Source organism: Pseudomonas sp. NPDC077186 (assembly GCF_044543505.1).
In the GTDB taxonomy this organism is placed as follows: domain Bacteria; phylum Pseudomonadota; class Gammaproteobacteria; order Pseudomonadales; family Pseudomonadaceae; genus Aquipseudomonas.
Window position 1 is genome coordinate 428,150 of record NZ_JBITWE010000004.1, and the last position, 24,151, is coordinate 452,300.

General features: G+C 66.0%; 27 protein-coding genes. 21 read left to right on the top strand and 6 right to left on the bottom strand.

From position 1 onward, the window contains the following. Positions 1-46: 46 nt before the first annotated feature. Positions 47-754 carry an alpha/beta family hydrolase gene (locus tag ACIGKL_RS17525; protein ID WP_397487748.1) on the bottom strand — a complete coding sequence of 236 codons (708 nt, stop codon included), beginning with the start codon at positions 752-754 and terminating at the stop codon, positions 47-49. 101 nt (positions 755-855) lie between these two features. Here ACIGKL_RS17525 and ccoN (ACIGKL_RS17530) point away from each other — a divergent pair, with 101 nt between their 5' ends. From ccoN (ACIGKL_RS17530) to hemN, 14 genes are all read left to right on the top strand, one after another. Beyond that, positions 856-2,295, top strand: a complete 1,440-nt coding sequence (ccoN, locus tag ACIGKL_RS17530) for a cytochrome-c oxidase, cbb3-type subunit I (RefSeq protein ID WP_397487749.1) — start codon at positions 856-858, stop codon at positions 2,293-2,295. Then, the gene (ccoO, locus tag ACIGKL_RS17535; RefSeq protein ID WP_397487750.1) at positions 2,295-2,903 is read left to right on the top strand and encodes a cytochrome-c oxidase, cbb3-type subunit II; all 609 of its coding nucleotides are present in this window, start codon (positions 2,295-2,297) and stop codon (positions 2,901-2,903) included. The genes ccoN (ACIGKL_RS17530) and ccoO (ACIGKL_RS17535) overlap by 1 nt, the downstream gene beginning before the upstream one ends. 5 nt (positions 2,904-2,908) lie before the next feature. Beyond that, positions 2,909-3,088 carry a cbb3-type cytochrome oxidase subunit 3 gene (locus ACIGKL_RS17540; protein WP_397487751.1) on the top strand — a complete coding sequence of 60 codons (180 nt, stop codon included), beginning with the start codon at positions 2,909-2,911 and terminating at the stop codon, positions 3,086-3,088. Further along, on the top strand, positions 3,085-4,011 hold the full coding sequence (gene ccoP, locus ACIGKL_RS17545) for a cytochrome-c oxidase, cbb3-type subunit III (protein WP_397487752.1): 927 nt from the start codon (positions 3,085-3,087) through the stop codon (positions 4,009-4,011). Before ACIGKL_RS17540 ends, ccoP (ACIGKL_RS17545) begins: the two co-directional genes overlap by 4 nt. A 343-nt stretch (positions 4,012-4,354) precedes the next feature. Continuing rightward, positions 4,355-5,797: a cytochrome-c oxidase, cbb3-type subunit I gene (ccoN, locus tag ACIGKL_RS17550; protein ID WP_397487753.1), complete on the top strand. Its 1,443-nt coding sequence runs from the start codon at positions 4,355-4,357 to the stop codon at positions 5,795-5,797. Beyond that, entirely contained in the window at positions 5,797-6,405 is a 609-nt protein-coding gene (gene ccoO, locus ACIGKL_RS17555; RefSeq protein WP_397487754.1) for a cytochrome-c oxidase, cbb3-type subunit II, read from the top strand. Before ccoN (ACIGKL_RS17550) ends, ccoO (ACIGKL_RS17555) begins: the two co-directional genes overlap by 1 nt. A 6-nt stretch (positions 6,406-6,411) precedes the next feature. After that, entirely contained in the window at positions 6,412-6,597 is a 186-nt protein-coding gene (locus ACIGKL_RS17560) for a cbb3-type cytochrome oxidase subunit 3 (protein WP_397487755.1), read from the top strand. After that, entirely contained in the window at positions 6,594-7,589 is a 996-nt protein-coding gene (ccoP, locus tag ACIGKL_RS17565; protein ID WP_397487756.1) for a cytochrome-c oxidase, cbb3-type subunit III, read from the top strand. The genes ACIGKL_RS17560 and ccoP (ACIGKL_RS17565) overlap by 4 nt, the downstream gene beginning before the upstream one ends. Positions 7,590-7,750: 161 nt before the next feature. Continuing rightward, on the top strand, positions 7,751-9,163 hold the full coding sequence (gene ccoG, locus ACIGKL_RS17570; RefSeq protein ID WP_397487757.1) for a cytochrome c oxidase accessory protein CcoG: 1,413 nt from the start codon (positions 7,751-7,753) through the stop codon (positions 9,161-9,163). 13 nt (positions 9,164-9,176) lie between these two features. Next, on the top strand, positions 9,177-9,695 hold the full coding sequence (locus ACIGKL_RS17575) for a FixH family protein (protein WP_397487758.1): 519 nt from the start codon (positions 9,177-9,179) through the stop codon (positions 9,693-9,695). Positions 9,696-9,703: 8 nt separating this feature from the next. Next, the gene (locus tag ACIGKL_RS17580; RefSeq protein ID WP_397487759.1) at positions 9,704-12,112 is read left to right on the top strand and encodes a heavy metal translocating P-type ATPase; all 2,409 of its coding nucleotides are present in this window, start codon (positions 9,704-9,706) and stop codon (positions 12,110-12,112) included. A 46-nt stretch (positions 12,113-12,158) separates the two neighbouring features. Beyond that, the gene (gene ccoS, locus ACIGKL_RS17585; protein WP_096826649.1) at positions 12,159-12,365 is read left to right on the top strand and encodes a cbb3-type cytochrome oxidase assembly protein CcoS; all 207 of its coding nucleotides are present in this window, start codon (positions 12,159-12,161) and stop codon (positions 12,363-12,365) included. Continuing rightward, entirely contained in the window at positions 12,358-13,041 is a 684-nt protein-coding gene (locus ACIGKL_RS17590; protein WP_397487760.1) for a sulfite exporter TauE/SafE family protein, read from the top strand. Before ccoS ends, ACIGKL_RS17590 begins: the two co-directional genes overlap by 8 nt. 93 nt (positions 13,042-13,134) lie before the next feature. Next, complete coding sequence (gene hemN / locus ACIGKL_RS17595) at positions 13,135-14,517, top strand: oxygen-independent coproporphyrinogen III oxidase (protein WP_397487761.1); 1,383 nt, start codon at positions 13,135-13,137, stop codon at positions 14,515-14,517. A gap of 73 nt (positions 14,518-14,590) precedes the next feature. On the opposite strand, the gene ACIGKL_RS17600 is transcribed toward hemN, so the two are convergent. Further along, positions 14,591-15,034, bottom strand: a complete 444-nt coding sequence (locus ACIGKL_RS17600) for a hypothetical protein (RefSeq protein ID WP_397487762.1) — start codon at positions 15,032-15,034, stop codon at positions 14,591-14,593. Between the two features lie 154 nt (positions 15,035-15,188). Between ACIGKL_RS17600 and fnr the strand changes: the two genes are divergently transcribed. The 4 genes from fnr (at position 15,189) to ACIGKL_RS17620 (ending at position 18,605) form a co-directional block, all read left to right on the top strand. Then, positions 15,189-15,923: a fumarate/nitrate reduction transcriptional regulator Fnr gene (gene fnr, locus ACIGKL_RS17605; RefSeq protein ID WP_397487763.1), complete on the top strand. Its 735-nt coding sequence runs from the start codon at positions 15,189-15,191 to the stop codon at positions 15,921-15,923. A gap of 44 nt (positions 15,924-15,967) precedes the next feature. Then, on the top strand, positions 15,968-16,516 hold the full coding sequence (locus tag ACIGKL_RS17610) for an adenine phosphoribosyltransferase (protein WP_021442869.1): 549 nt from the start codon (positions 15,968-15,970) through the stop codon (positions 16,514-16,516). A 234-nt stretch (positions 16,517-16,750) separates the two neighbouring features. Next, a complete protein-coding gene (locus ACIGKL_RS17615) occupies positions 16,751-17,566 on the top strand; it encodes an ion transporter (protein ID WP_397487764.1) in 816 nt (271 codons plus the stop codon). 202 nt (positions 17,567-17,768) lie between these two features. After that, the gene (locus ACIGKL_RS17620; protein WP_397487765.1) at positions 17,769-18,605 is read left to right on the top strand and encodes a metal-dependent hydrolase; all 837 of its coding nucleotides are present in this window, start codon (positions 17,769-17,771) and stop codon (positions 18,603-18,605) included. Between the two features lie 112 nt (positions 18,606-18,717). Here ACIGKL_RS17620 and ACIGKL_RS17625 read toward each other — a convergent pair whose 3' ends face one another. Continuing rightward, positions 18,718-19,425: a TetR family transcriptional regulator gene (locus tag ACIGKL_RS17625; protein ID WP_397487766.1), complete on the bottom strand. Its 708-nt coding sequence runs from the start codon at positions 19,423-19,425 to the stop codon at positions 18,718-18,720. 115 nt (positions 19,426-19,540) lie between these two features. Here ACIGKL_RS17625 and ACIGKL_RS17630 point away from each other — a divergent pair, with 115 nt between their 5' ends. The 3 genes from ACIGKL_RS17630 to ACIGKL_RS17640 all read left to right on the top strand — a co-directional run bounded on the left by ACIGKL_RS17630 (position 19,541) and on the right by ACIGKL_RS17640 (position 22,424). Continuing rightward, entirely contained in the window at positions 19,541-21,094 is a 1,554-nt protein-coding gene (locus tag ACIGKL_RS17630; protein ID WP_397487767.1) for a flavin-containing monooxygenase, read from the top strand. Continuing rightward, entirely contained in the window at positions 21,091-21,972 is an 882-nt protein-coding gene (locus ACIGKL_RS17635; protein WP_397487768.1) for an SDR family NAD(P)-dependent oxidoreductase, read from the top strand. Before ACIGKL_RS17630 ends, ACIGKL_RS17635 begins: the two co-directional genes overlap by 4 nt. Before the next feature lie 203 nt (positions 21,973-22,175). Then, complete coding sequence (locus ACIGKL_RS17640; protein ID WP_397487769.1) at positions 22,176-22,424, top strand: hypothetical protein; 249 nt, start codon at positions 22,176-22,178, stop codon at positions 22,422-22,424. A gap of 82 nt (positions 22,425-22,506) precedes the next feature. On the opposite strand, the gene ACIGKL_RS17645 is transcribed toward ACIGKL_RS17640, so the two are convergent. From ACIGKL_RS17645 to ACIGKL_RS17655, 3 genes are read right to left on the bottom strand one after another with little or no spacing between them, the layout of a single operon-like run. Then, positions 22,507-22,722 (bottom strand): DUF3820 family protein, encoded by a 216-nt coding sequence (locus ACIGKL_RS17645; RefSeq protein WP_397487770.1) that lies wholly within the window; start codon positions 22,720-22,722, stop codon positions 22,507-22,509. A 50-nt stretch (positions 22,723-22,772) separates the two neighbouring features. Continuing rightward, the gene (locus ACIGKL_RS17650) at positions 22,773-23,366 is read right to left on the bottom strand and encodes a 2-hydroxychromene-2-carboxylate isomerase (RefSeq protein ID WP_397487771.1); all 594 of its coding nucleotides are present in this window, start codon (positions 23,364-23,366) and stop codon (positions 22,773-22,775) included. Positions 23,367-23,402: 36 nt separating this feature from the next. Then, positions 23,403-24,140, bottom strand: coding sequence for an SDR family oxidoreductase (locus tag ACIGKL_RS17655; RefSeq protein WP_397487772.1), 738 nt, complete (start codon positions 24,138-24,140; stop codon positions 23,403-23,405). Between the last annotated feature and the right edge of the window lie 11 nt (positions 24,141-24,151).

The following is a 24,151-nucleotide window of genomic DNA, read 5'->3' on the forward strand; positions in this document are numbered from 1 at the left end:
ACCAACGCGGTGCAGCGATGTGACCCGCGAGTCGCGCGCCGCCCCGTTAGGTGGCAGGGCCAGCGCCACAGCCACCTGACGAAACGTCGGCTAGAAAGTCCGCCACCGCCTGCGCCGCGTCGGCCAGGTGCTGCTCATGGCTGCAGCCCGAGCTTTTTAGCGGCTTGAGGTCGTGGTCGGCCGCCGTCAACCAGTGCAGGCGGATCGCCGGCGACAGGGCATAACCGGCCACCGCCTCGCGGTTGCCCAGGGCGTCGCGCTCGCCCTGCACGATCAGCGTCTTGGTGCGCAGCTCGGCCAGGTGCGCGACCCGCGGTTTTTCCGGCTTGCCGGCGGCGTAGAAGGGATAACCCAGGCAGACCAGGGCGTCGGCGCCCAGTTCGTCGGCCAGCAGGCTGGCCATGCGTCCGCCCATCGACTTGCCGCCAATGGCCAGCGGCCCTGCGACCTGTTGGCGCACCCGGGCATGCACCTCACGCCATTGCTGCAGCAGTTGCGCCTGTGGATTGGGCGGGCGTTTCCTGCCGTCCAGGCGCCTGGCAGCCATGTAGGCGAACTCGAAGCGCAGCACCGCAACCCCGCGCACGGCGAGGCCTTGGGCCATGCGCCGCATGAACTCGCTGTCCATCGGCGTCCCGGCGCCGTGGGCGAGGATCAGCGTCGCGCGCGCCTCGCCCGCCGGCCTGTCCCACAGCCAGGGCAGCCCCTGCGCGCATTGATCGGCGTCAATAAACCCGGATGGCCCTTTGCTCATGCTTGCCTCGCGTCGATATCCGTGGCGGTCGTGGCTTGCTCATGCCTGCGCACACCCCGGTTATCGGCCGCTCTGCCATAACCGTGGATGGAAGCCCAGACATGAACACAACAACCCGTTCCGCCTACAACTACAGGGTGGTTCGCCAGTTCGCCATTATGACGGTGGTTTGGGGCATCGTCGGCATGGGACTCGGCGTTTTCATCGCCGCCCAGCTGGCCTGGCCCGACCTCAACTTCAACCTGCCGTGGACCAGCTTCGGCCGTCTGCGGCCGCTGCACACCAACGCGGTGATCTTCGCCTTCGGCGGCTGCGCACTGTTCGCCACCAGCTACTACGCGGTGCAGCGCACCAGCCAGGCGGCGCTGTTCGCGCCCAAGCTGGCCGCCTTCACCTTCTGGGGCTGGCAACTGGTGATCGTCCTGGCCGCCATCAGCCTGCCGCTGGGCTGGACCAGCTCCAAGGAATACGCCGAGCTGGAATGGCCGATCGACCTCCTCATCACCGTGGTCTGGGTCGCCTACGCCATCGTCTTCTTCGGCACCATCGTCAAGCGCAAGGTCAGCCACATCTACGTGGGCAACTGGTTCTTCGGCGGCTTCATCCTCACCGTGGCGATCCTCCACATCGTCAACAACCTGGAGATCCCGGTGACCCTGACCAAGTCCTACTCGCTGTACGCCGGCGCCACCGACGCGATGATCCAGTGGTGGTACGGGCACAACGCCGTGGGCTTCTTCCTCACCGCCGGCTTCCTGGGGATGATGTACTACTTCGTGCCCAAGCAGGCCGAGCGCCCGGTCTACTCCTACCGCCTGTCCATCGTCCACTTCTGGGCGCTGATCGCGGTGTACATCTGGGCCGGTCCGCACCACCTGCACTACACCGCGCTGCCGGACTGGGCCCAGTCGCTTGGCATGGTGATGTCGCTGATCCTCCTGGCCCCCAGCTGGGGCGGCATGATCAACGGCATGATGACCCTCTCCGGCGCCTGGCACAAACTGCGCACCGATCCGATCCTGCGCTTTCTGGTGGTGTCCCTGGCCTTCTACGGCATGAGCACCTTCGAGGGCCCGATGATGGCCATCAAGACCGTCAACGCCCTGTCGCACTATACCGACTGGACCATCGGCCACGTCCATGCCGGCGCACTCGGCTGGGTCGCCATGGTGTCGATCGGCTCGCTCTATCACCTGATTCCCAAGGTATTCGCCCGCGAGCAGATGCACAGTGTCGGCCTGATCAACGCCCACTTCTGGCTGGCCACCATCGGCACCGTGCTGTACATCGCCTCGATGTGGGTCAACGGCATCACCCAGGGTCTGATGTGGCGCGCGGTGAACGAGGACGGCACCCTCACCTACTCCTTCGTCGAGGCGCTGGAAGCCAGCCATCCCGGCTTCGTGGTGCGGGTGATCGGCGGTGCGATCTTCTTCGCCGGCATGCTGCTGATGGCCTGGAACACCTGGTTGACCGTGCGTGCGGCGAAACCGGCCGAAGTGGAAGCCGCCGCGCAGTTCTCGGTTGAAGGAGCGCACTGATGAAACACGAGACTCTCGAAAAGAACATCGGCCTGATGGCACTGATGATGATCCTCGCCGTCAGCATCGGCGGCCTGACCCAGATCGTCCCGCTGTTCTTCCAGGACGTCACCAACGAGCCGGTCGAGGGCCTCAAGCCCTACACCGCGCTGCAGCTGGAAGGTCGCGATATCTACATCAAGGAAGGCTGCGTCGGCTGCCACTCGCAGATGATCCGTCCGTTCCGTGCCGAGACCGAGCGCTACGGCCACTACTCGGTGGCCGGCGAAAGCGTCTGGGATCATCCCTTCCTGTGGGGTTCCAAGCGTACCGGCCCGGACCTGGCACGGGTCGGCGGCCGCTACTCGGACGAGTGGCACCGCGCCCACCTGTACAACCCGCGCAACGTCGTGCCCGAGTCGAAGATGCCGTCCTACCCCTGGCTGGTGGAGAACAAGCTCGACGGCAAGGACACCGCCAAGAAGATGGGCGCCCTGCGCATGCTCGGCGTGCCCTACAGCGACGCGGACATCGCCGGCGCTGGCGACGCGGTGAAGGGCAAGAGCGAGATGGACGCGCTGGTCGCGTACCTGCAGGTGCTCGGCACCGCCGTGAAGAACAAGAGGTGAGCACCATGTTCGAGCTTATCGATGTCGGCACCCTGCGCGGTCTGGGGACCGCCCTGGTGCTGATCGCCTTCTCCGCCGTGACCCTCTGGGCCTATAGCGGCGAACGCCGCGACGCCTTTGACGAAGCGGCCAACCTGCCCTTCGCCGACGATCAGAAGCCCGCCGTTTCGAGGACTGACGCATGACCCCCTTCTGGAGCTGGTACATCACCCTGCTGACCATCGGCACCCTGGTCGCCCTGTTCTGGCTGATCTTCGCCACGCGCAAGAGCGAGGTGCACAAGAACCCCACCGAGCAGACCATGGGCCATGCCTTCGACGGCATCGAGGAATACGACAACCCGCTGCCCAAGTGGTGGTTCATGCTGTTTATCGGCACCCTGATCTTTTCCGTCGGCTATCTGGCCCTATACCCCGGCCTGGGCAACTACAAGGGCTGGCTGCCGGGCTACCAGGATGGCTGGACCCAGGTCGCCCAGTGGCAGCGCGAGATGGATCGCGCCGACGAGGAGTACGGGCCGATCTTCGCCAAGTTCGCCGCCATGCCCATCGAGGAGGTGGCCAAGGACGAGCAGGCGCTGAAGATGGGCGGCCGCCTGTTCGCCTCCAACTGCTCGGTCTGTCACGGTTCCGACGCCAAGGGCAGCTATGGCTTCCCCAACCTGGCCGACAGCAGCTGGCGCTGGGGCGGTGCGGCGGAGAACATCAAGACCAGCATCCTCAAGGGCCGCATCGGCATGATGCCGGCGCAAGGTCCGGCCATCGGCGAGGACGGCGTGCGCAACGTCGCCGCCTACGTCCTCACCCAGCTGGGCGGCCGCGAGCTGCCGGAAGATGCGCAGGTCGACATCGCCGCCGGCCGGCAGATCTTCGCCAGCACCTGCTCGGCGTGCCACGGTCAGGACGGCAGCGGCATGGCGCTGATGGGCGCACCGAACCTGACCCAGCCCAGCGCCTTTATCTACGGCAGCAGCTTCGCCCAGCTGCAGCAGACCATCCGCTACGGCCGCAGCGGCAACATGCCCGCCCAGGAAGACTTCCTCGGCAACGACAAGGCCCACCTGCTGGCCGCCTACGTGCTCAAGCTGAGCCAGGGCGACGCCGAGTAACCCCCTTTGCCGGCGACCGCAACAGCGGTCGCCGGCCCTTCCTTTATATGTCTGCGACCCAGTGTCGCACCCGCCGACCAATAGCCCGGCAATTTCCTTGACCTGGGCTAAGCTGCCTTTCAGTCGTCATCTGCCACAACTCCAAGGCGATCCCTTCTCAGCATCGCGCAATTCGCTTGCGCACGGCCTGCCAACACCTCTGTCGAGGGCGCCGGCCAAGGCACGCGAAAGGCTCTGAAACCCTAATCGTGTCGGTATGTTGCGTTGCAATGGCTACCTGCTTTCTCCATACTTGCCGCCGATTTTTGCCCCATAAAACTCCATTAACCGTGGAACCCCTAGCATGAGCACAGCAATCAGTCAGACTGCTTATAACTATAAGGTGGTCCGCCAGTTCGCCATTATGACGGTGATCTGGGGGGTCATTGGGATGGGTCTAGGCGTGTTCATCGCCGCACAACTCGTGTGGCCGGAACTCAACCTGAACCTTCCGTGGACCAGCTTCGGCCGCCTGCGCCCGCTGCACACCAACGCGGTAATCTTCGCCTTCGGCGGGTGTGCGTTGATGGCAACGTCCTTCTATGTCGTGCAACGCACCAGTCAAGCGCGTCTGATCTCCGACGGTCTGGCCGCCTTCGTCTTCTGGGGCTGGCAAGCAGTGATTGTCCTGGCAGTCATCACCCTGCCGCTGGGCCTCACCAGCACCAAGGAATACGCCGAGCTGGAGTGGCCGATCGACATCCTCCTGGGCATTGTCTGGGTTGCTTATGCTGTGGTGTTCTTCGGTACCATCGTCAAGCGCAAGACCAAGCACATCTATGTGGGCAACTGGTTCTTCGGCGGCTTCATCCTGGTCACCGCCATGCTGCACATCGTCAACAGCATGGCCATGCCGGTCAGCCTGTTCAAGTCGTACTCGATGTACGCCGGCGCCACCGACGCGATGATCCAGTGGTGGTACGGCCACAACGCCGTGGGCTTCTTCCTGACCACCGGCTTCCTGGGGATGATGTACTACTTCGTACCCAAGCAGGCCGAGCGTCCGATCTACTCCTACCGCCTGTCCATCGTGCACTTCTGGGCGCTGATCACCCTGTACATCTGGGCCGGCCCGCACCACCTGCACTACACCGCCCTGCCCGACTGGGCGCAGTCCCTGGGCATGGCCATGTCGGTCATTCTGCTGGCTCCGAGCTGGGGCGGCATGATCAACGGCATGATGAGCCTGTCCGGCGCCTGGCATAAGCTGCGCACCGACCCGATCCTGCGCTTTCTGGTGGTGTCCTTGGCCTTCTACGGCATGAGCACCTTCGAAGGCCCGATGATGGCGATCAAGACCGTCAACGCCCTGTCCCACTACACTGACTGGACCATCGGCCACGTTCACGCCGGCGCCCTCGGTTGGGTAGCGATGATCTCCATCGGCTCGCTCTACCACCTGATCCCGAAAGTCTTCGGTCGTGAGCAGATGCACAGCGTCGGCCTGATCAACGCGCACTTCTGGCTCGCCACCATCGGCACCGTGTTGTATATCGCCTCGATGTGGGTCAACGGCATCACCCAGGGCCTGATGTGGCGCGCAGTCAACGAAGACGGCACCCTGACCTACTCCTTCGTCGAAGCGCTGGAAGCCAGCCACCCCGGTTACGTGGTGCGCATGATCGGCGGCGCCTTCTTCGTCACCGGCATGCTGCTGATGGCCTACAACACCTACCGCACCGTGCGTGCCGCCAAGCCGGCTGAATACGAAGCGGCTGCGCAGATTCCCGCCGGAGTAGCTCACTGATGAAACACGAAATCATCGAGAAGAATATCGGCCTGATGGCGCTGCTGATGGTGATCGCCGTCAGCATCGGCGGCCTGACCCAGATCGTCCCGCTGTTTTTCCAGGACGTCACCAACGAGCCGGTCGAAGGCCTCAAGCCCTACACCGCACTGCAACTGGAAGGTCGTGACCTCTACATCCGTGAAGGCTGCGTCGGCTGCCACTCGCAGATGATCCGTCCGTTCCGCGCCGAGACCGAGCGCTACGGCCACTACTCGGTGGCCGGCGAAAGCGTCTGGGACCACCCCTTCCTGTGGGGCTCCAAGCGGACCGGCCCGGACCTGGCACGAGTCGGCGGCCGCTACTCGGACGAGTGGCACCGCGCCCACCTGTACAACCCGCGCAACGTCGTGCCCGAGTCGAAGATGCCCGCCTACCCCTGGCTGGTGGAGCACAAGCTCGACGGCCGCGATACCGCGAAGAAGATGGAAGTCATGCGCGGCTTCGGCATCCCCTACACCGACGAGGACATCGCCGGCGCCAAGGATGCAGTGAAAGGCAAGACCGAAATGGACGCGCTGGTCGCGTACCTGCAGGTCCTCGGCACTTCCATCAAGAACAAACGGTAAGACGTTATGGATATCGGGACTATTCGCGGCATCGGCACGGCGGTGGTATTCATCGCCTTTATCGGCGTGGTGCTCTGGGCCTACAGCAGCAAGCGCAAGTCCGGCTTCGACGAGGCCGCCAACCTGCCCTTCGCCGACGAAGAGCCCGATTCCAAGCGCGACCAAGACTCTTCCAGGAGCAATAACCAATGACCACGTTCTGGAGTTGGTACGTAACCATTCTGTCTCTGGGCACCATCTTCGCCCTGACCTGGCTGATCTTCGGCACCCGCAAGGGCCAGCGCCAGGAGACCACCGAGGAAACCGTCGGGCATGAATTCGACGGCATCGCCGAATTCGACAACCCGCTGCCGAAATGGTGGTTCATGCTGTTCGTCGCCACCATCGTCTTCGCCCTGGGCTACCTGGCCCTCTACCCGGGCCTGGGCAACTGGAAAGGCCTGCTGCCGGGCTACGACTACCTCGACAACGACAAGCAGACCCCCTTCGCCGCCGGCGTACAGATCGCTGACGGTTCCATGCGTCACGCCGGCTGGACCGGTGTGCACCAGTGGGAAAAGGAAATGGCCCGCGCCGACGAGCAGTACGGCCCGCTGTTCGCCAAGTACGCCGCCATGCCCATCGAGGAAGTGGCCAAGGACGAGCAGGCGCTGAAGATGGGCGGTCGCCTGTTCGCCTCCAACTGCTCGGTGTGCCACGGTTCCGATGCCAAGGGCAGCTACGGCTTCCCCAACCTGACCGACAGCGAATGGCGCTGGGGCGGCGAGGCACAGACCATCAAGACCACCATCCTCAAAGGCCGCCAGGGCGCCATGCCGGCCCAGGGCCCGGCCATCGGCGAAGACGGCGTGCGCAACGTCGCCGCCTACGTGCTGACCGAGCTGGCTGGTCGTGAGCTGCCGGAAGGCGTGGAAGCCGATATCGAAGCAGGCCAGAAGGTCTTCGCCGGTACCTGCTTCGCCTGCCACGGCGCCGACGGCAAGGGCACCCCGGCCATGGGCGCACCGAACCTGACCAACCCGGCTGCCTTCATCTACGGCAGCAGCTACGCGCAACTGCAACAGAGCATCCGCTACGGTCGTCACGGCAACATGCCGGCCCAGGAAGAATTCCTCGGCAACGACAAGGTGCATCTGCTGGCCGCTTACGTGTACAGCCTGTCGCACAAGGCACAAGAGCAGTAATCGCAGAACGACTCTTTTGACAAGGGTCAATGAACGCCCGGGACGCGACCGCTGGTCGCACCCGGGCGTTGTCTTTCGGGCGTACCATGTAGCTACCGTGAATTGACCCTGACCGGCACGTATCGGCCCGGGCTGCCAACCAACCGCTTTGGTATGCATTGATGAGCGAACAGATCCCCGTCCAGGACGTCACCCCTCCTTCCGCAAAAGCCGCCACCGTCGATCTCTACGCCAACCGCGAGAAGATCTACACCCGCGCGTTCACCGGCCTGTTCCGCAATCTGCGCCGCGCCGGCGGGGCCCTGCTCTTCGTGCTGTTCTTCGGTACCGTGTGGCTGAACTGGAATGGCCGCCAGGCCGTCTGGTGGAACCTGCCCGAGCGCAAATTCCACATCTTCGGCGCCACCTACTGGCCGCAGGACTTCATGCTGCTGTCGTGGCTCTTGATCATCTGCGCCTTCGGCCTGTTCTTCATCACCGTGTTCGCCGGCCGCGTCTGGTGCGGCTACACCTGTCCGCAGAGCGTGTTCACCTGGGTGTTCATGTGGGCCGAGAAGGTCACCGAGGGCGACCGCAACCAGCGCATGAAGCTGGACAAACAACCGATGAGCGGCAACAAGCTGGCGCGCAAGGTGGCCAAGCACGGCATCTGGGTAGGCGTGTCGCTGCTCACTGCGATCACCTTCGTCGGCTACTTCACGCCCATCCGCGAGCTGATCCCCGAACTGCTGACTCTCGAGGCCAGCGGCTGGGCGCTGTTCTGGGTGGGCTTCTTCACCCTCGCCACCTACGGTAACGCCGGCTACCTGCGCGAACAGGTGTGCATCTACATGTGCCCCTATGCGCGCTTCCAGAGCGTGATGTTCGACCAGGACACCCTGATCGTCTCCTACGACCCGCGCCGCGGCGAGTCGCGCGGCCCGCGCAAGAAGGACGCCGACTACAAGGCCCAGGGCCTGGGTGACTGCATCGACTGCAAGATGTGCGTACACGTCTGCCCCACCGGCATCGACATTCGCGACGGCCTGCAGATCGAGTGCATCGGCTGCGCCGCCTGCATCGACGCCTGCGACAGCATCATGGAGAAGATGAACTACCCCAAGGGGCTGATCAGCTACACAACCGAACACAATCTTTCCGGGCACAAGACCCACCTGCTGCGCCCGCGCCTGATAGGCTATGCCGTCGCGCTGGTAGCCATGATCGGCCTGTTCGCCTGGGCCGTGGCCAACCGCCCGCTGGTGGAGCTGGACGTGATCAAGGACCGCGTGCTGTTCCGCGAAAACGAGCGCGGCCATATCGAGAACGTCTACACCCTGAAGATCATGAACAAGGCGCAGCGCGACATGACCTATCTGGTCGAGGTCGAAGGCCTCGACGGGCTGGTCTACGAGGGCAAGCGCGAGGTCCGGGCCCTGGCCGGCGAGGTGTATGCCTTCCCTGTGGAGCTGTCCATCGCCCCGGAGAAACTGCCCTCCAGCGCCAACGAAATCGTCTTCCGCGTGCGCGCGCTGGACGCCCCCAGTATCGAGAACGACGCCGACAGCCGCTTTATCGGCCCGAGCGTCCGCTGACAACGGAAAGAGCATGTCCGAACACACCCCATCGCCAGTCAGGCCCTGGTACAAGCAGTTCTGGCCCTGGTTCATCATCGCCCTGCTGGGCTACTCGGTGGTGCAGGGCCTGGCCCTGCTGACCCTGGCCTCGCGCAACCCGCCAGGACTAATCTCCGACGACTACTACGACGTCGGCAAGGGCATCAACCAGTCGCTGGAGCGCGAGAAGCTGGCTGAGCGCCTGCAGCTGCACGGCGAGCTGGTGCTCGACGACAGCACCGGCACCGCGACCCTGAGCCTGCAAGGCAACAGCCGGCCGCAGCAGATCGTCCTCAACCTGATCTCGCCGACCCAGCCGGAGCGCGATCGCCGCGTCATCCTGCAACCGACCGCCGATGGCCAGTACCGTGGGCAGATGGTCGACCAGGTCAGCGGCCGCCGCTTCGTCGAACTACTCGGCCAGGAAGGCAGCCAGAGTTGGCGCCTGTTCGAGGAAGAGAACATCGCCGATGGCCAGCCCATCCTGATCGGTGACAACCCGTCCTACTGACCCTGCCGATGCCCGCCCCTACCCCCTGCTTCCACTGCGGCCTGCCGGTGCCTGCCGGCAGCCGCTTCCACGCCGTGGTACTCGGCCAGAACCGCGAGCTGTGCTGCCCCGGCTGCCAGGCGGTGGCCGAGGCCATAGTCGCCGGCGGCCTGGAGCACTACTACAAGCACCGCAGCGAGAATGCCGCCAACCCCCAGGCGCTGCCCCAGGCCCTGCCGGACGAACTGGCACTGTACGACCGCAGCGAGGTGCAGCAGCCCTTCGTCCAGCAGCAGGGCGAGCTGAGCGAGACCCAGCTGCTGATCGAGGGCATCAGTTGCGCCGCCTGCGGCTGGCTGATCGAGAAGCACCTGCGTGGCGTGCCAGGGGTCGCCGAGGCCTACCTGAACCTGTCCAACCACCGCCTGCAGGTGCGCTGGCAGGACAGCCAGGTCGCCCTGAGCAAGCTGCTCGCCGAACTGCGCCGGATCGGCTACGCCGGCCACCCCTGGCGCGCCGATCAGGCCGCCGAACGCCTGGCCGCCGAGAACCGCCGCAGCATGCGCGAACTGGGCGTGGCCGGGCTGCTGTGGATGCAGGTGATGATGGCGACCATGGCCACCTGGCCGGAGTTCAACATCGACCTGTCGCCGGAGCTGGACAAGATCCTGCGCTGGACCAGCCTGTTCCTCACCACTCCCATCGTCTTCTACTGCTGCGGCCAGTTCTTCCGCGGCGCCCTGCGCGACCTGCGTACCCGCCATCTGACCATGGACGTTTCGGTGTCGCTGGCCATCGGCGGTGCCTACGTCGCCGGCATCTGGTCCACCGTCACCGGCCAGGGCGAGCTGTACTTCGACGCGGTGGGCATGTTCGCCCTGTTCCTGCTGGCCGGCCGCTATCTGGAGCGGCGCGCCCGCGAACGCACGGCGGCGGCCACCGCGCAGCTGGTCAAGCTGCTGCCGGCCTCCTGCCTGCGCCTGGACGCAGGCGGCCAGAGCCAGCGCGTGCTGCTCAGCGAACTGCAGAGCGGCGAGCGCGTGCTGGTGCAGCCCGGTGCGCTGATTCCCGCCGACGGCCGCGTGCTGGCCGGTCAATCCAGCGTCGACGAATCCCTGCTCACCGGCGAATACCTGCCACAGCCGCGCGGCGTCGGCGACAGTGTCACCGCCGGCACGCTGAATGTCGAGGGACCGCTGACCGTCGAAGTGCAGGCCCTGGGCGACGCCACCCGCCTGTCGGCCATCGTCCGCCTGCTGGAGCGGGCGCAGAGCGAGAAGCCGCGCCTGGCCGAGGTCGCCGACCGGGTGGCGCAGTGGTTCCTGCTGTTTATCCTGATCGCCGCCGCGCTGGTCGGCCTGATCTGGTGGCAGATCGACGCCGAGCGCGCCTTCTGGGTGGTGCTCGCGCTGCTGGTGGCCACCTGCCCCTGCGCCCTGGCCCTGGCCACCCCCACCGCCTTGACCACCGCCACCGGCAGCCTGCACAAGCTGGGCATGCTGCTGACCCGTGGCCATGTGCTCGAAGGGCTCAACCAGATCGACACCCTGGTGCTGGACAAGACCGGCACCCTGACCGAGGGCCGCCTGACGCTCAGGGCCATCCAGCCGCTGCGCGAGCTGGACCAGGACGCCTGCCTGGCGCTGGCCGCGGCCCTGGAGAATCGCTCCGAACACCCCATCGCCCGCGCCTTCGGCCAGGCGCCGCGCGCCGCCGAGTCGGTCGACAGCCACCCCGGCCAGGGCCTGCAGGGCCGCGTCGACGGCCGCCTGCTGCGCATCGGCGAGGCCGGCTTCGTCTGCGCCCTGAGCGGCCAGGCCGTGCCGTCGATTGCCGACGAACACGGGCAATGGCTGCTGCTGGGCGATGAACAAGGGCCGCTGGCCTGGTTCGTGCTCGATGACCGCCTGCGCGAGGATGCACCCGAGTTGATCGCCGCCGCCCGCGCCCGCGGCTGGCAGATCCACCTGCTGTCCGGCGACAGCTCGCCGATGGTTGGCGAGGTAGCGCGCCAACTGGACATCGAGGATGCCCGCGGCGGCCTGACCCCGGACGCCAAGCTGGCTGTGCTCAAGCAGCTGCACGGCGCCGGCCGCCGCGTGCTGATGCTCGGCGACGGGGTCAACGACGTGCCGGTGCTGGCCGCCGCCGATATCAGCGTGGCCATGGGCTCGGCCTCCGATCTGGCCAAGACCAGCGCCGATGCGGTGCTGTTATCCAACCGCCTGGGCAGCCTGGTGCAGGGCCTGGCCCTGGCCAGGCGCACGCGGCGCATCATCGTCGAGAACCTGGCGTGGGCCACCCTGTACAATGGCCTGGTGCTGCCCTTCGCCGCCCTCGGCTGGATTACCCCGATCTGGGCCGCGGTGGGCATGTCGTTGAGCTCGCTGCTGGTGGTGCTCAATGCGCTACGGCTGAGCCGCACCCCGACCCCTTAGACGCGAGCAGCGCTCGCGCCTGCTCTGATTCAACGCCGGAGACCGCATGTCCGCCCTCTATATCCTGATCCCCGTGGCCATCGCCCTGGTCGGCTTCGCCATCTGGCTGTTCTTCTGGGCGGTGGACAGCGGCCAGTACGACGACCTCGACGGCCCGGCGCACAGCATCCTGTTCGACGACGAAGACCCGCTGCACAAGGCCGGCGTCGAACAGGCCGAAGAGCAGAGCAAGCAGGACAAGCCCGATGCTTGAGCTGGCGCCGCTGCTGGTATCGGCGCTGATTCTCGGACTGCTCGGCGGCGGCCACTGCCTGGGCATGTGCGGTGGATTGATGGGCGCACTGACCCTCGCCATCCCGGCCGAACAGCGCGGCCGCCGCCTGCGCCTGCTGTTGGCCTACAACCTCGGCCGCATCCTCAGCTACGCCGCCGCCGGCCTGCTCCTCGGCCTGGCTGGCTGGGCCATTGCCGGCAGCGCCGGCGAAGTGGCGATGCGCACCCTGGCAGCCTTGCTGCTGATCGCCATGGGCCTATACCTGGCCGGCTGGTGGAGCGGCCTGACCCGCATCGAGGCGCTCGGCCGCGGCCTGTGGCGGCAGATCCAGCCGCTGACCCGGCGCTTCATGCCGGTCAGCAGCCTGCCGCGCGCCCTGGTGCTCGGCGGTCTATGGGGCTGGCTGCCCTGCGGGCTGGTCTACAGCACCCTGCTGTGGGCCTCCAGCCAGGGCAACGCGATCGACAGCGCCCTGCTGATGCTGGCCTTCGGCCTGGGCACCTGGCCGGTGCTGTTGGCCACTGGCCTGGCCGCCGAACGCATCACCGCCCTGCTGCGCCAGCGCGGCGTGCGCATGGCCGGCGGCCTGCTGGTGATGCTGTTCGGCCTCTGGACCCTGCCCGGCCCGCACCAGCACTGGCTGATGGGGCACTGACGACAGCGCCCTCACACGCCCTTGATTCAGGTCAAGGCCCCCGTCCATCCGCCTCCCTAGACTGGCCCCACTGCCTTTCCAGGATTTTCCCCCATGCTCGACGCCATCCAGTGGGACGCCGACCTGATCCGCCGCTACGATCTGGCCGGCCCGCGCTACACCTCCTACCCGACCGCCGTGCAGTTCCACGACGACATCGGCCCGTTCGACCTGCTGCACGCCCTACGCGACAGTCGCAGGGGCAAGCGCCCGCTGTCGCTGTACCTGCACATCCCGTTCTGCGCGCACATCTGCTACTACTGCGCCTGCAACAAGGTGATCACCAAGGACCGTGGCCGCGCCCTGCCCTATCTGGAGAAGCTCGAACGCGAGATCGAGATCATCAGTCGCTACCTGGACAAGGGCCAGGTGATCGAGCAGCTGCACTTCGGCGGCGGTACCCCGACCTTTCTCAATCACGACGAACTGCGCCGGCTGATGCAGCACCTGCGCCAGCACTTCCACCTGCTGGACGACGATTCCGGCGACTACAGCATCGAGATCGACCCGCGCGAGGCCGACTGGTCGACCATGGGCCTGCTGCGCGAGCTGGGCTTCAACCGCGTCAGCCTCGGCGTACAGGACCTCGACCCCGAGGTGCAGCGCGCGGTCAACCGCCTGCAGACCCTGGAGGAGACCCGCGCCATCGTCGAGGCGGCGCGCACCCTGCAGTTCCGTTCGGTGAACATCGACCTGATCTACGGCCTGCCCAAGCAGACCCCCGAGCGCTTCGCCCGCAGCGTCGCCGAGGTGATCGCCCTGCAGCCCGACCGCCTGTCGCTGTTCAACTACGCGCATCTGCCCGAGCGCTTCATGCCGCAACGGCGCATCAGCGCCGACGACCTGCCCGGCCCGGCGCAGAAACTGGAAATGCTGCAGGCCAGCATCGAGCAGCTGACCCGCGCCGGCTACCGCTACATCGGGATGGATCACTTCGCCCTGCCCGACGACGAGCTGGCCGTGGCCCAGGAGGAAGGCACCCTGCAGCGCAACTTCCAGGGCTACACCACCCACGGCCATTGCGACCTGATCGGCCTGGGAGTGTCGGCCATCAGCCAGATCGGCGATCTCTATAGCCAGAACGACAGCGACATCGCCAGCTACCAACAAAGCCTCGGCAACGGCCAGCTGGCCACCCGCCGCGGCCTGCACTGCAACGCCGACGACCGGGTGCGCCGCGCGGTGATCCAGCAATTGATCTGCCATTTCCAGCTGGATTTCGCCGAAATCGAGCAGGCCCACGACCTGGTCTTTCGCGACTACTTCGCCGCGCTCTGGCCCGAGCTGCAGCAGCTGGCCCGCGACGGCCTGATCACGCTGAGCGATGAGCACATCGAGGTGCTGCCCGCCGGGCGCCTGCTGGTGCGTTCGCTGTGCATGCTGTTCGATCGCTACCTCAACGATCAGGTACGCCAGCGCTTCTCACGGGTGATCTGACGGCCGCCGCACCTGTAGGAGCCGGCTTGCCGACGATCAGGGTTCCCCGACGCAGCAACGGTGCGACTCAGGGCTAGGCCATCGCCAGGCTGGCGGCGGTCATCATCTGCTCGTCACTGAGATTGTTGTCGCTCATCAGCTTGATCAGATTGGCGTTGGCCGCGGCCAGGGCCCCGCTGAGGCTGGCCAGCTCGCTCTGCAGCGCCTCCAGCTGCAGGCGCCTGGCCTGCGGGTCGAGGCGCTGATCGCCCAGCAGCGCATCGATCTGCGCCTGCTTCTCGGCGATCTGCGCCTTCAGCTCGCGGATCATCTTCAGCAGCTGCTTGATGCTGTCGGGCAGCCCGCTGTCGTCGATGTCCCGATCCTTGCCGGCCTTGGCCGAGAGGCTTTGCCCGAGCTTTGAGAGGCTGACGCGCAACCCCTCGCGCACCTCCTCGGGGCTGCGCTCGCCTGCGCTATTTTGTCGCTGCACGCCACCGACCAGATTGGCCAGCGAACCGCCGGATTCGATGCGCATCGCGCTGCTCCCTGCATTGAACTATGGTTCCACTGTCAGGGTCGGCCGTCTGGCGACGAACTTGAGCGGATGGTCAGGCCTTGGTACGACTGGCTGGCGTGCGCCCCCTGCTGTACCCTTACGAACATTGCGTGTTTACCCAGGAAGCCCAACGATGTCCGAGAGCATCAAGCTGCGTGCGCAGCATCAAGCCCATTGCAAGGATTGCAGCCTGGCCAGCCTGTGCCTGCCGATCTCGCTGAACATGGAAGACATGGACGCGCTGGACGATATCGTCAAACGCGGCCGGCCGCTGAAGAAGGGTGAATTCCTGTTCCGCCAGGGCGATGCCTTCGGCTCGGTGTTCGCCGTGCGCTCCGGGGCGCTGAAGACCTTCAGCCTGAGCGACGGTGGCGAGGAGCAGATCACCGGTTTCCACCTGCCCAGCGAGCTGGTCGGTCTGTCCGGCGTCGACGGCGAACGTTACCCGGTGTCGGCCCAGGCGCTGGAGACCACCTCGGTGTGCGAGATCCCCTTCGAGCGCCTCGACGACCTGGCCCTGCAGCTGCCGCAGTTGCGCCGCCAGCTGATGCGCATCATGAGCCGCGAGATCCGCGACGATCAGCAGATGATGCTGCTGCTGTCGAAGAAGACCGCCGACGAACGCATCGCCACCTTCCTGGTCAACCTCTCCGCGCGTTTCCGTGCCCGCGGCTTCTCCGCCAACCAGTTCCGCCTGGCCATGTCGCGCAACGAAATTGGTAACTATTTGGGCCTTGCAGTGGAGACGGTGTCTCGCGTATTTACCCGCTTCCAACAGAACAAGCTGCTCGAAGCCGAAGGCAAGGAAGTGCACATTCTCGACCCCATCGAGCTGTGCGCCCTGGCCGGCGGCAACCTCGACGTCTGAGCTCGCCCGCGAGTCGTGGGCGCAGCGCCTTTCAGGAACCCGCGATGATTTTCGACGAATTCAGCATCAAGACCCTGATCCGCCCGGTGCCGGACTTTCCCAAGCCGGGGGTGATCTTCCGCGACATCACTCCGCTGTTCCAGTCGCCGCGCGCCCTGCGCATGGTCGCCGACAGCTTCATCCAGCGCTACGTGGAAGCCGAGTTCAGCCATATCGGCGCCATGGACGCGCGCGGCTTCCTGATCGGCTCGATCATCGCCTACGAACTGAACAAGCCGCTGGTGCTGTTCCGCAAGCAGGGCAAGCTGCCGGCCGACGTACTCAGCGAGGGCTACCAGACCGAGTACGGCGAGGCCTTTCTCGAGGTGCATGCCGACAGCCTGTGCGAAGGCGACTCGGTGCTGATCTTCGACGACCTGATCGCCACCGGCGGCACCCTGCTGGCCGCCGCCAAGCTGGTGCGGCGCATGGGCGCCAGCATCCATGAAGCCGCGGCGATCATCGACCTGCCGGAACTGGGCGGCTCGCAGAAGCTGCAGGACATCGGCATCCCCACTTTCTGCCTGACCGCCTTCGCCCTCGACGACCGCTAAAAGCCCGCCCCTGGCTAGCTGCGCGTCGGCCAGGCTGCGTTGCAACGAGCAACGGGAGTAACAGCCGCAGGCTGGCCCGACGGGCGAGCAACGCGAGTAAAGCGGGCTCGGATTGCTCATTTACAGATGTAAACTCCGCATCCTCGCCCGCTTTCGCCTTGCCTGGCTCTAGCTCGCAAAGCCATGAGCAGACTTTTGATCTCTTTGCTGCCCTTTACCTAGTCAACCATCGCCATGAACGAACTCGAACTGAAGCAATCCCCCGCCGACTGGCGCCTGCGCCTGGGCCAGCTGATGGACGGCGCCGCCGTGCAGCGCCTGGTCACCCTGCTGATCGTGGTCAACGCCGCCATTCTCGGCCTGCAGACCTCGCCGGCGATCATGGCCGACTGGGGCCGGCCGCTGCTGACCCTGGACGCCATCATCCTCGCCTGCTTCGTCGTCGAGCTGGCGCTGCGCTTCGCCGCCCGCGGCCCCGGCCTGCTGCGCGACCCCTGGGCGGTGTTCGACTGCCTGGTGGTGGGCATCGCCCTGGTGCCGGCCAGCGGCCCCTTCGCCGTGCTGCGCGCCCTGCGGGTACTGCGCGTGCTGCGGCTGATCTCGATCAACCCGAGCATGCGCAAGGTGGTGCAGGCGCTGCTCGCCTCGCTGCCGGGCATGGGTAGCATCGTCATGTTGATGGGGCTGATCTTCTACGTCGCCGCGGTGATGGCCACCCAGCTGTTCGGCCAGAGCTTCCCCGAGTGGTTCGGCAGCATCGGCGCCAGCCTCTACACCCTGTTCCAGGTGATGACCCTGGAGAGCTGGTCGATGGGCATCGTGCGTCCGGTGATGGAGGCCTATCCGCTGGCCTGGCTGTTCTTCGTGCCCTACATCCTCATCGCTACCTTCATGATGCTCAACCTGTTCATCGCGGTGATCGTCAACGCCATGCAGAGCACCCACGAACCGAGCGCCGCGGAGCAGGCCGCGGTGGCTCGCGAGCAGGCCATCCTCGACGAGCTCAGGGCGCTGCGCAGCGAAATCGCCGAGCTGCGCCAGAGCCGCTAGCCACGCGTTCCCCAACCCGGGCGGGTTGCACCCGCCCTGGCCCCTTCATTCCACCGTGATCGTCCGACACGACCCGCCTTAAGTTGGCGGCGTCCGGCGCGCCTGCGCCCGATAGTTACATCGTTCAATGACACGATTGCTCGTGTCACCCAGAGCCGCACAACAACCGGGAGCACCGGCTCCCCAGAAGAGGACTCGAACGATGAGCGCCAGCGCCACCCTGCCCCAGACGAAATCCAGCTTCCCGGTTCGCCGCATGGACTTCAGCTTCTCCGAGACGCCCAAGTACTGGTTCTACGACGATCCCTTCATGAGCCAGTTCATGAACAACCTGTCGTCGCTGTTCCCCTACGGCGAGAAGTTCTTCGTCGACAGCGTGCGGGCGGTGCGCGACCAGGTCGACGAGCCGCAGCTGAAGAAGGACATCAGCGCCTTCATCGGCCAGGAGGCCATGCACTCCAAGGAGCACGCGGCCTACAACGACTACGCCAACGAGCACGATATCGACCTGGAGCGCCTGGAGCTGCGCATCAAGGTGCTGCTGGAGTGGGTCACCAAGGTCAGCACCAAGAAGCAGCGCCTGGCCGCCACCTGTGCCCTGGAGCACTTCACCGCGACCATGGCCGAACAGCTGCTCAAGCGCGAAGACCTCACCACCCAGATGAACGACCCCAAGCTGTACCAGCTGTGGATGTGGCACGCCATCGAGGAGAACGAGCACAAGGCGGTCTGCTACGACGTGTACCAGAAGGTCTACGGCGGCTATTTCACCCGCACCCTGGTGATGCTGCTGACCACCCTGATCTTCCTCGGCGTGATCGGCTGGTTCCAGGTGCACCTGCTGCGCAAGGACGGCCAGCTGCTGAACTGGCGCAGCTGGGGCTTCGGCCTGAAGAAGCTGTTCGGCCCACGCAACGGCTTCTTCACCAAGCTGATCGGCCCCTACCTGGACTACTACCGCCCCGGCTTCCACCCCAAGGATCACGACACCGCGCAACTGGAAAGCCGTTGGCGCGAGCGCCTGGGCTTCAGCAACTGATGTCCCTTTGGGCGGCCTAGGCCGCCCTTTTTCATGCATGAGCGCAGAGGAACATGCCGCGCGCCATGTAGGGTGCGCCGTGCGCACCACCGGCGACACGCAACGGCGCACCCTACCCCAGGCGCAACTGCCCCAGACTCTGCAGCACGCTGGCACCGGTGAACAGCATGACGATCTGCTCCTCGGCCAGCGCGCAGATCGCCGCGCGCCGCTGCGGCTGGCCGATATAGTCCAGCGACTGCTCGAACAGGCTGCGGCTGATCAACCCGGACACCTGGCGCACCGCCGCCGCGCTGACGATCCCCGGCAGCAGCTTGAACTCGAGGATGTCCTCGGCCATGTCGTCGGCGAAATCGTCCATCACCCGGCGCAGCGCCTCGCGCAACACGGGCGAGGCGCCGTGCAGTTCGCGCACGCCGATGATAAAGGCCTCGGGGTGCGCGGCGACGAAGTCGAAGAACAGCTGCACCGTCTCGTGGCAGACGCGCCGGCCGCGGCCGAGGTCGATGCCCAGCAGATTGGGCAGCACCGGCCCCTCGTTCCTGACCGCGCGCTGCGCGGCCTCGCGGCGCAGGTCGCGCAAGGGCTGACGCAGCAGCCGGGTGATCTCGCCGATCACGCTCAGGCCGAGATCGTCGACGTCACGAAAATGCCGGTAGAAGGTATTGGGATTGAGCCCGGCCTCGCGCGCCAGCTCGCGCAGGCCCAGGCTGCTGAGGCTGCGGCTGGTTGAGGTGAGACGTAACGCCGCCTCCATCAGCAGGCGCTTGCCGGGGGCTTCGCCGGCCTTGTCGCGTAGCTGCGTTTCGTCGCTGTGCATCCTCACCCCTACCGAAAGTTGGCTTGTTGGTCCGCTGGCGCGCCGCGAGTATACATCTGTCTACCTTGGTATACAGCTGTAGACCCCAACAAGAACGACAAGCAGGAGTTCGGCCATGAATGCGCCCGTGTCACCCCCTACCGCTGCCCGCCATTGCAAGATCGCCATCCTCGGCAGCGGCTTCTCCGGCCTCGGCATGGCGATACGCCTCAAGCAACAGGGCGAGCAGGACTTCCTCCTGTTCGAGAAAGAGGCCGGCGTTGGCGGCACCTGGCGCGTGAACAACTACCCGGGCTGCGGCTGCGACGTGCAATCGCACCTGTACTCCTTCTCCTTCGAGCCCAATCCGAACTGGACGCGGATGTTCGCCAAACAGCCGGAGATCAAGCAATACCTGGAAGGCTGCTGGGAAAAGTACCGCCTGCAGGACAAGACCCTGCTCGGCACCGAGGTGGTGCAGATGCGCTGGGACGAGCGGGCCGAGCTGTGGCACCTGCAGGACCGCGCCGGCAACCGTTACAGCGCGCAGTTCGTGGTCTCCGGCATGGGCGCGCTGTCCACCCCGTCGATTCCCAAGCTCAAGGGCCTGGAACACTTTAGCGGCGAGGTCTTTCACTCGCAGCAGTGGAACCACGACTACGACCTCACCGGCAAGCGCGTGGCGGTGATCGGCACCGGCGCCTCGGCGATCCAGTTCGTACCGCAGATCCAGCAGCAGGTGGCCCGCCTCGACCTCTATCAGCGCACCGCGCCATGGATCATGCCCAAGCCCGATCGCGCCATTCGTGACGGCGAGCGCGCCCGCTTCCGGCGCTTCCCGCTGGCGCAGAAGCTCTGGCGCGGCGCCCTGTACGGTATCCTCGAAAGCCGGGTGATCGCCTTCGCCTTCGCCCCGCGCCTGCTGCGCCTGGCCCAGGGCATCGCCAAGCTGTACATCAACAGGCAGATCAAGGACCCACTGCTGCGCGCCAAGGTCACCCCGGACTACACCATGGGCTGCAAGCGCGTGCTGATCTCCAACGACTACTACCCGGCGCTGACCCAGGCCAACGTCGAGGTGATCACCGATGGCATCGCCGAGATTCTCCCCGGCGCCGTGCGCACCGCTGACGGCCAGGAGCGCGAAGTCGATGCCATCATCTTCGGCACCGGTTTCACCCCCAGCGACCCGCTGCCGCGCGGCACGGTATTCGGCCGCGGCGGCGTCGACCTGCTCGACACCTGGCCGATGGGCCCGGAAGCCTACAAGGGCACCATGACCGCCGGTTTCCCCAATCTGTTCTTCCTCATGGGGCCGAACACCGGGCTGGGCCACAACTCCATGGTCTATATGATCGAGTCGCAGATCGCCTACGTGCTCGGCGCCCTCAAGCAGGTCGAGGACGGCCGCCTGCAGAGCCTGGAACCCAAGCGCGAGGCTCAGGACACCTTCAACCGCAAGATCCAGGGCACCCTCGGCGGCACGGTGTGGAACGCCGGCGGCTGCATGAGCTGGTACCTGCACCCGGTCAGCGGGCGCAACTGCACGGTATGGCCCGGTTTCACCTGGCGCTTCCGCATGCTCACCCGCCACTTCGACTCGGCGGCCTACCACTTCAGCCGCAAGGACGCCGTACACCCGGCGCAGAGCAACGCCCTCATCCTCGACGTGCAGGAGGCCAGCGCATGAAATCCTTCGAAAACAAAGTAGCCGCCATCACCGGCGCCGGCTCCGGCATCGGCCGCGCCCTCGCCTATCACCTGGCCCGCCAGGGCTGCCACCTGGCGCTGTCCGACGTCAATCTCGAGGGTCTGCACGAGACCGCGGAGCAGGCGCGCCGACTTGGCGTCACCGTCAGCCAGCAGCGGGTCGACGTCGCCGACCGCGCCGCTGTCGAGGCCTGGGCCGAGCAGGTGGTCAGCGAGTTCGGCCGGGTCAACGCCATCTTCAACAACGCCGGCGTGGCGCAGGGCGGCACCGTGGAAGGCAACGATTACGCCGACTACGAGTGGATCATGAACATCAACTTCTGGGGCGTGGTCAACGGCACCAAGGCCTTTCTGCCCCATCTCAAGGCCAGCGGCGCCGGCCATGTGGTCAACGTCTCCAGCGTGTTCGGCCTGTTCTCCCAGCCCGGCATGAGCGCCTACAACGCCAGCAAGTTCGCCGTGCGCGGTTTCACCGAATCCCTGCGCCAGGAGCTGGACATGGACGCTTGCGGCGTGTCGGCCAGCTGCGTGCACCCCGGTGGCATTCGCACCAATATCGCCAAGACCGCGCGAATGAACGACAGCCTGGCCAAGGTCACAGGGCAAGCCGCCGAGCAGGCACGTCAGCAGTTCAACGACCAGTTGTTGCGTACCACGCCGGATCAGGCGGCCAAGGTCATCATTAACGGCGTGCTAGCCAACAAGCGGCGCATCCTCATCGGTGCCGACGCCCATGTGCTGGACTGGATGCAGCGCAGCATGCCGGCGCTGTACCAGCGCCTGGTGACCGTCTCGATGCGCCTGGCCGCGCGCTTCGCGCCCAAGGCCGCGGGCAAGGTGCGCGAGGTGGCCGAGTAGCTTTGCGCGCCCGAATAAGTCACGAGGCCGGCCAATGCCGGCCCTGTGCGTTTGTCGGCTAACGCCGTTGCCGCCCGCACCTGGGCTATGGTGTAGGAACCGACGCCACTCGTCCACGCGGTGCCGCATAACCGGCCGCTGGGCCGGAAACCTCGGGCAGGCGTCGACGCCCGAGGGCGGCACCTCGCCATGAGGAGAAGCCCATGAGCACCATGACCTGCGTCCATCGCGACCACCACATCAGCGCCGATGTGATGGAGCACCCCGGCATTCCCACCCCTTGGGCCGGCGGCTGCCATATCACCGACCCTGACGGCCACACCAGCAAACGTCTGCCGCTGCCGCACGACTGCGCCTTCCTCAGCGAGCTGGAAAAAGCCCAGCGCGCCTCGCTGGCGCACGGCAAATGGCTGGTGGACCAGAAACTGGATCACGGCCGTAGCTGGCATTGAGCACGCTGCAGGGTGCGTCGCAGCCCGTAGCCCGGATTAAAGCCGGGGTAGACCGCAAGGCTTTCCCCCGATGGCATCCGGGCTATGCATCCCGCCGTAGCGGATCGAGCAGCGGCTTGAGGCCGTTGTGGTCGATCTCCTGCATCAGCGCCAGCAGCTGGCCCAGTTCGCCCTTGGGAAAGCCTGAGCGGGCGAACCAGTTGAGGTAGTGCCCGGGCAGGTCGGCGATCAGCCGGTCCTTGTACTTGCCGTAGGGCATGCGGCGGGTCACCAGGAGTTTCAGCGCTTCAGGGTTCATCGGGGGCTCGCACAATGATCGGCGGTAACGCCGGCCATTGTGCCAGAGCCTCAGCGCGCGAGCGCCTCGCGCACGAAGTCCAGACGATCCTGGCCGAAGAACATCTCGCCGTCGACGAAGCAGGTCGGCGCGCCGAACACGCCGCGCTTGACCGCCTCCTCGGTGCAGGCCTTGAGCGCGTCCTTCACCTCTTGTTCGGCGAGCTGCGCCTGCAGCGCCTCGGCGTCGAAGCCGGCCGCGGTCAGCACCTCGGCCACCAGCGCCGGGTCGCCGAGGTTCAGGCCATCGACCCAGATGGCCTGGAACAGCACCTGCAGGCCCGCTTCCAAGCGCTCGGGCTGATGCAGCTGGATGGCGACGACCAGGCGCATCAGGCTCAGGGTATTGAGCGGAAAATGCGGGTTGAAGCGCATCGGCACGCCGTAGCGCTCGGCGAAGCGAGCCAGGTCGCGCAGCATGTAGCGGCCCTTGGCCGGAATCATCGCCGGCGAGGCGTTGCCGGTGGCCTGGAACACGCCGCCCAGCAGCATCGGCCGGTAGACCAGCGTGGCGCCGTTGTCGCGGCAGATGGCGGGAAGCTGGCTATGGGCCAGGTAGGAGGCCGGGCTGCCCAGGTCGAAGAAGAATTCCACGGTCTTGCTCATGGCGGTCACTCGCTTGTCGTTATGGCTGCGGGGCAATTACCAGCGCTCGATCCAGGGCCGCAGGTCCAGCTCGAAGGTCCAGGCATCGCGCGGCTGGCTGTGCAGGTACCAGTAGCTGTCGGCGATATGCTCGGGGTCGAGGATGCCGTCCTGGTCCTTCTTGGCGTAGAGCTCGGGGAAGCTGTCGCGGATAAAGGCGGTGTCGATGGCGCCGTCCACCACCACATGGGCGACATGCACGTTCAGCGGGCCCAGCTCGCGCGCCATGCTCTGCGCCAGGGCGCGGATGCCGTGCTTGGCGCCGGCGAAGGCGGCGAACCCGGCGGCGCCGCGCAGACCGGCGGTGGCGCCGGTGAACAGGATGGTGCCGCGGCCGCGGGCGACCATGCGCTTGGCCACCGCCTGGCTGGTGAGGAACCCGGCGAAGCAGGCCATTTCCCAGATCTTGAAGTACTTGCGCGCGGTCTCCTCGAGGATGCTGCAGGGCACGTTGGCGCCGATGTTGAACACCATCGACTCGATCGGGCCGACTTCCGTCTCAATACGCTCGATGAGCTCGGCCACCTGCTCTTCCTGGCGCGCATCGGAGGCGAAGCCATGGGCCTCGCCGCCCTCGGCGCGAATCTGCTCGAGCAGCGGCTGCAGTTTGTCCAGGCTGCGCCGGGTGACGCAGGCGACATAGCCTTCGCGGGCGAAACGCCGGGCGATGGCACCGCCGGTGGCATCGCCTGCGCCGATAACCAGTGCGACTTTCTTGTTGTTGGCGTCACTCATGGCGCACCTCA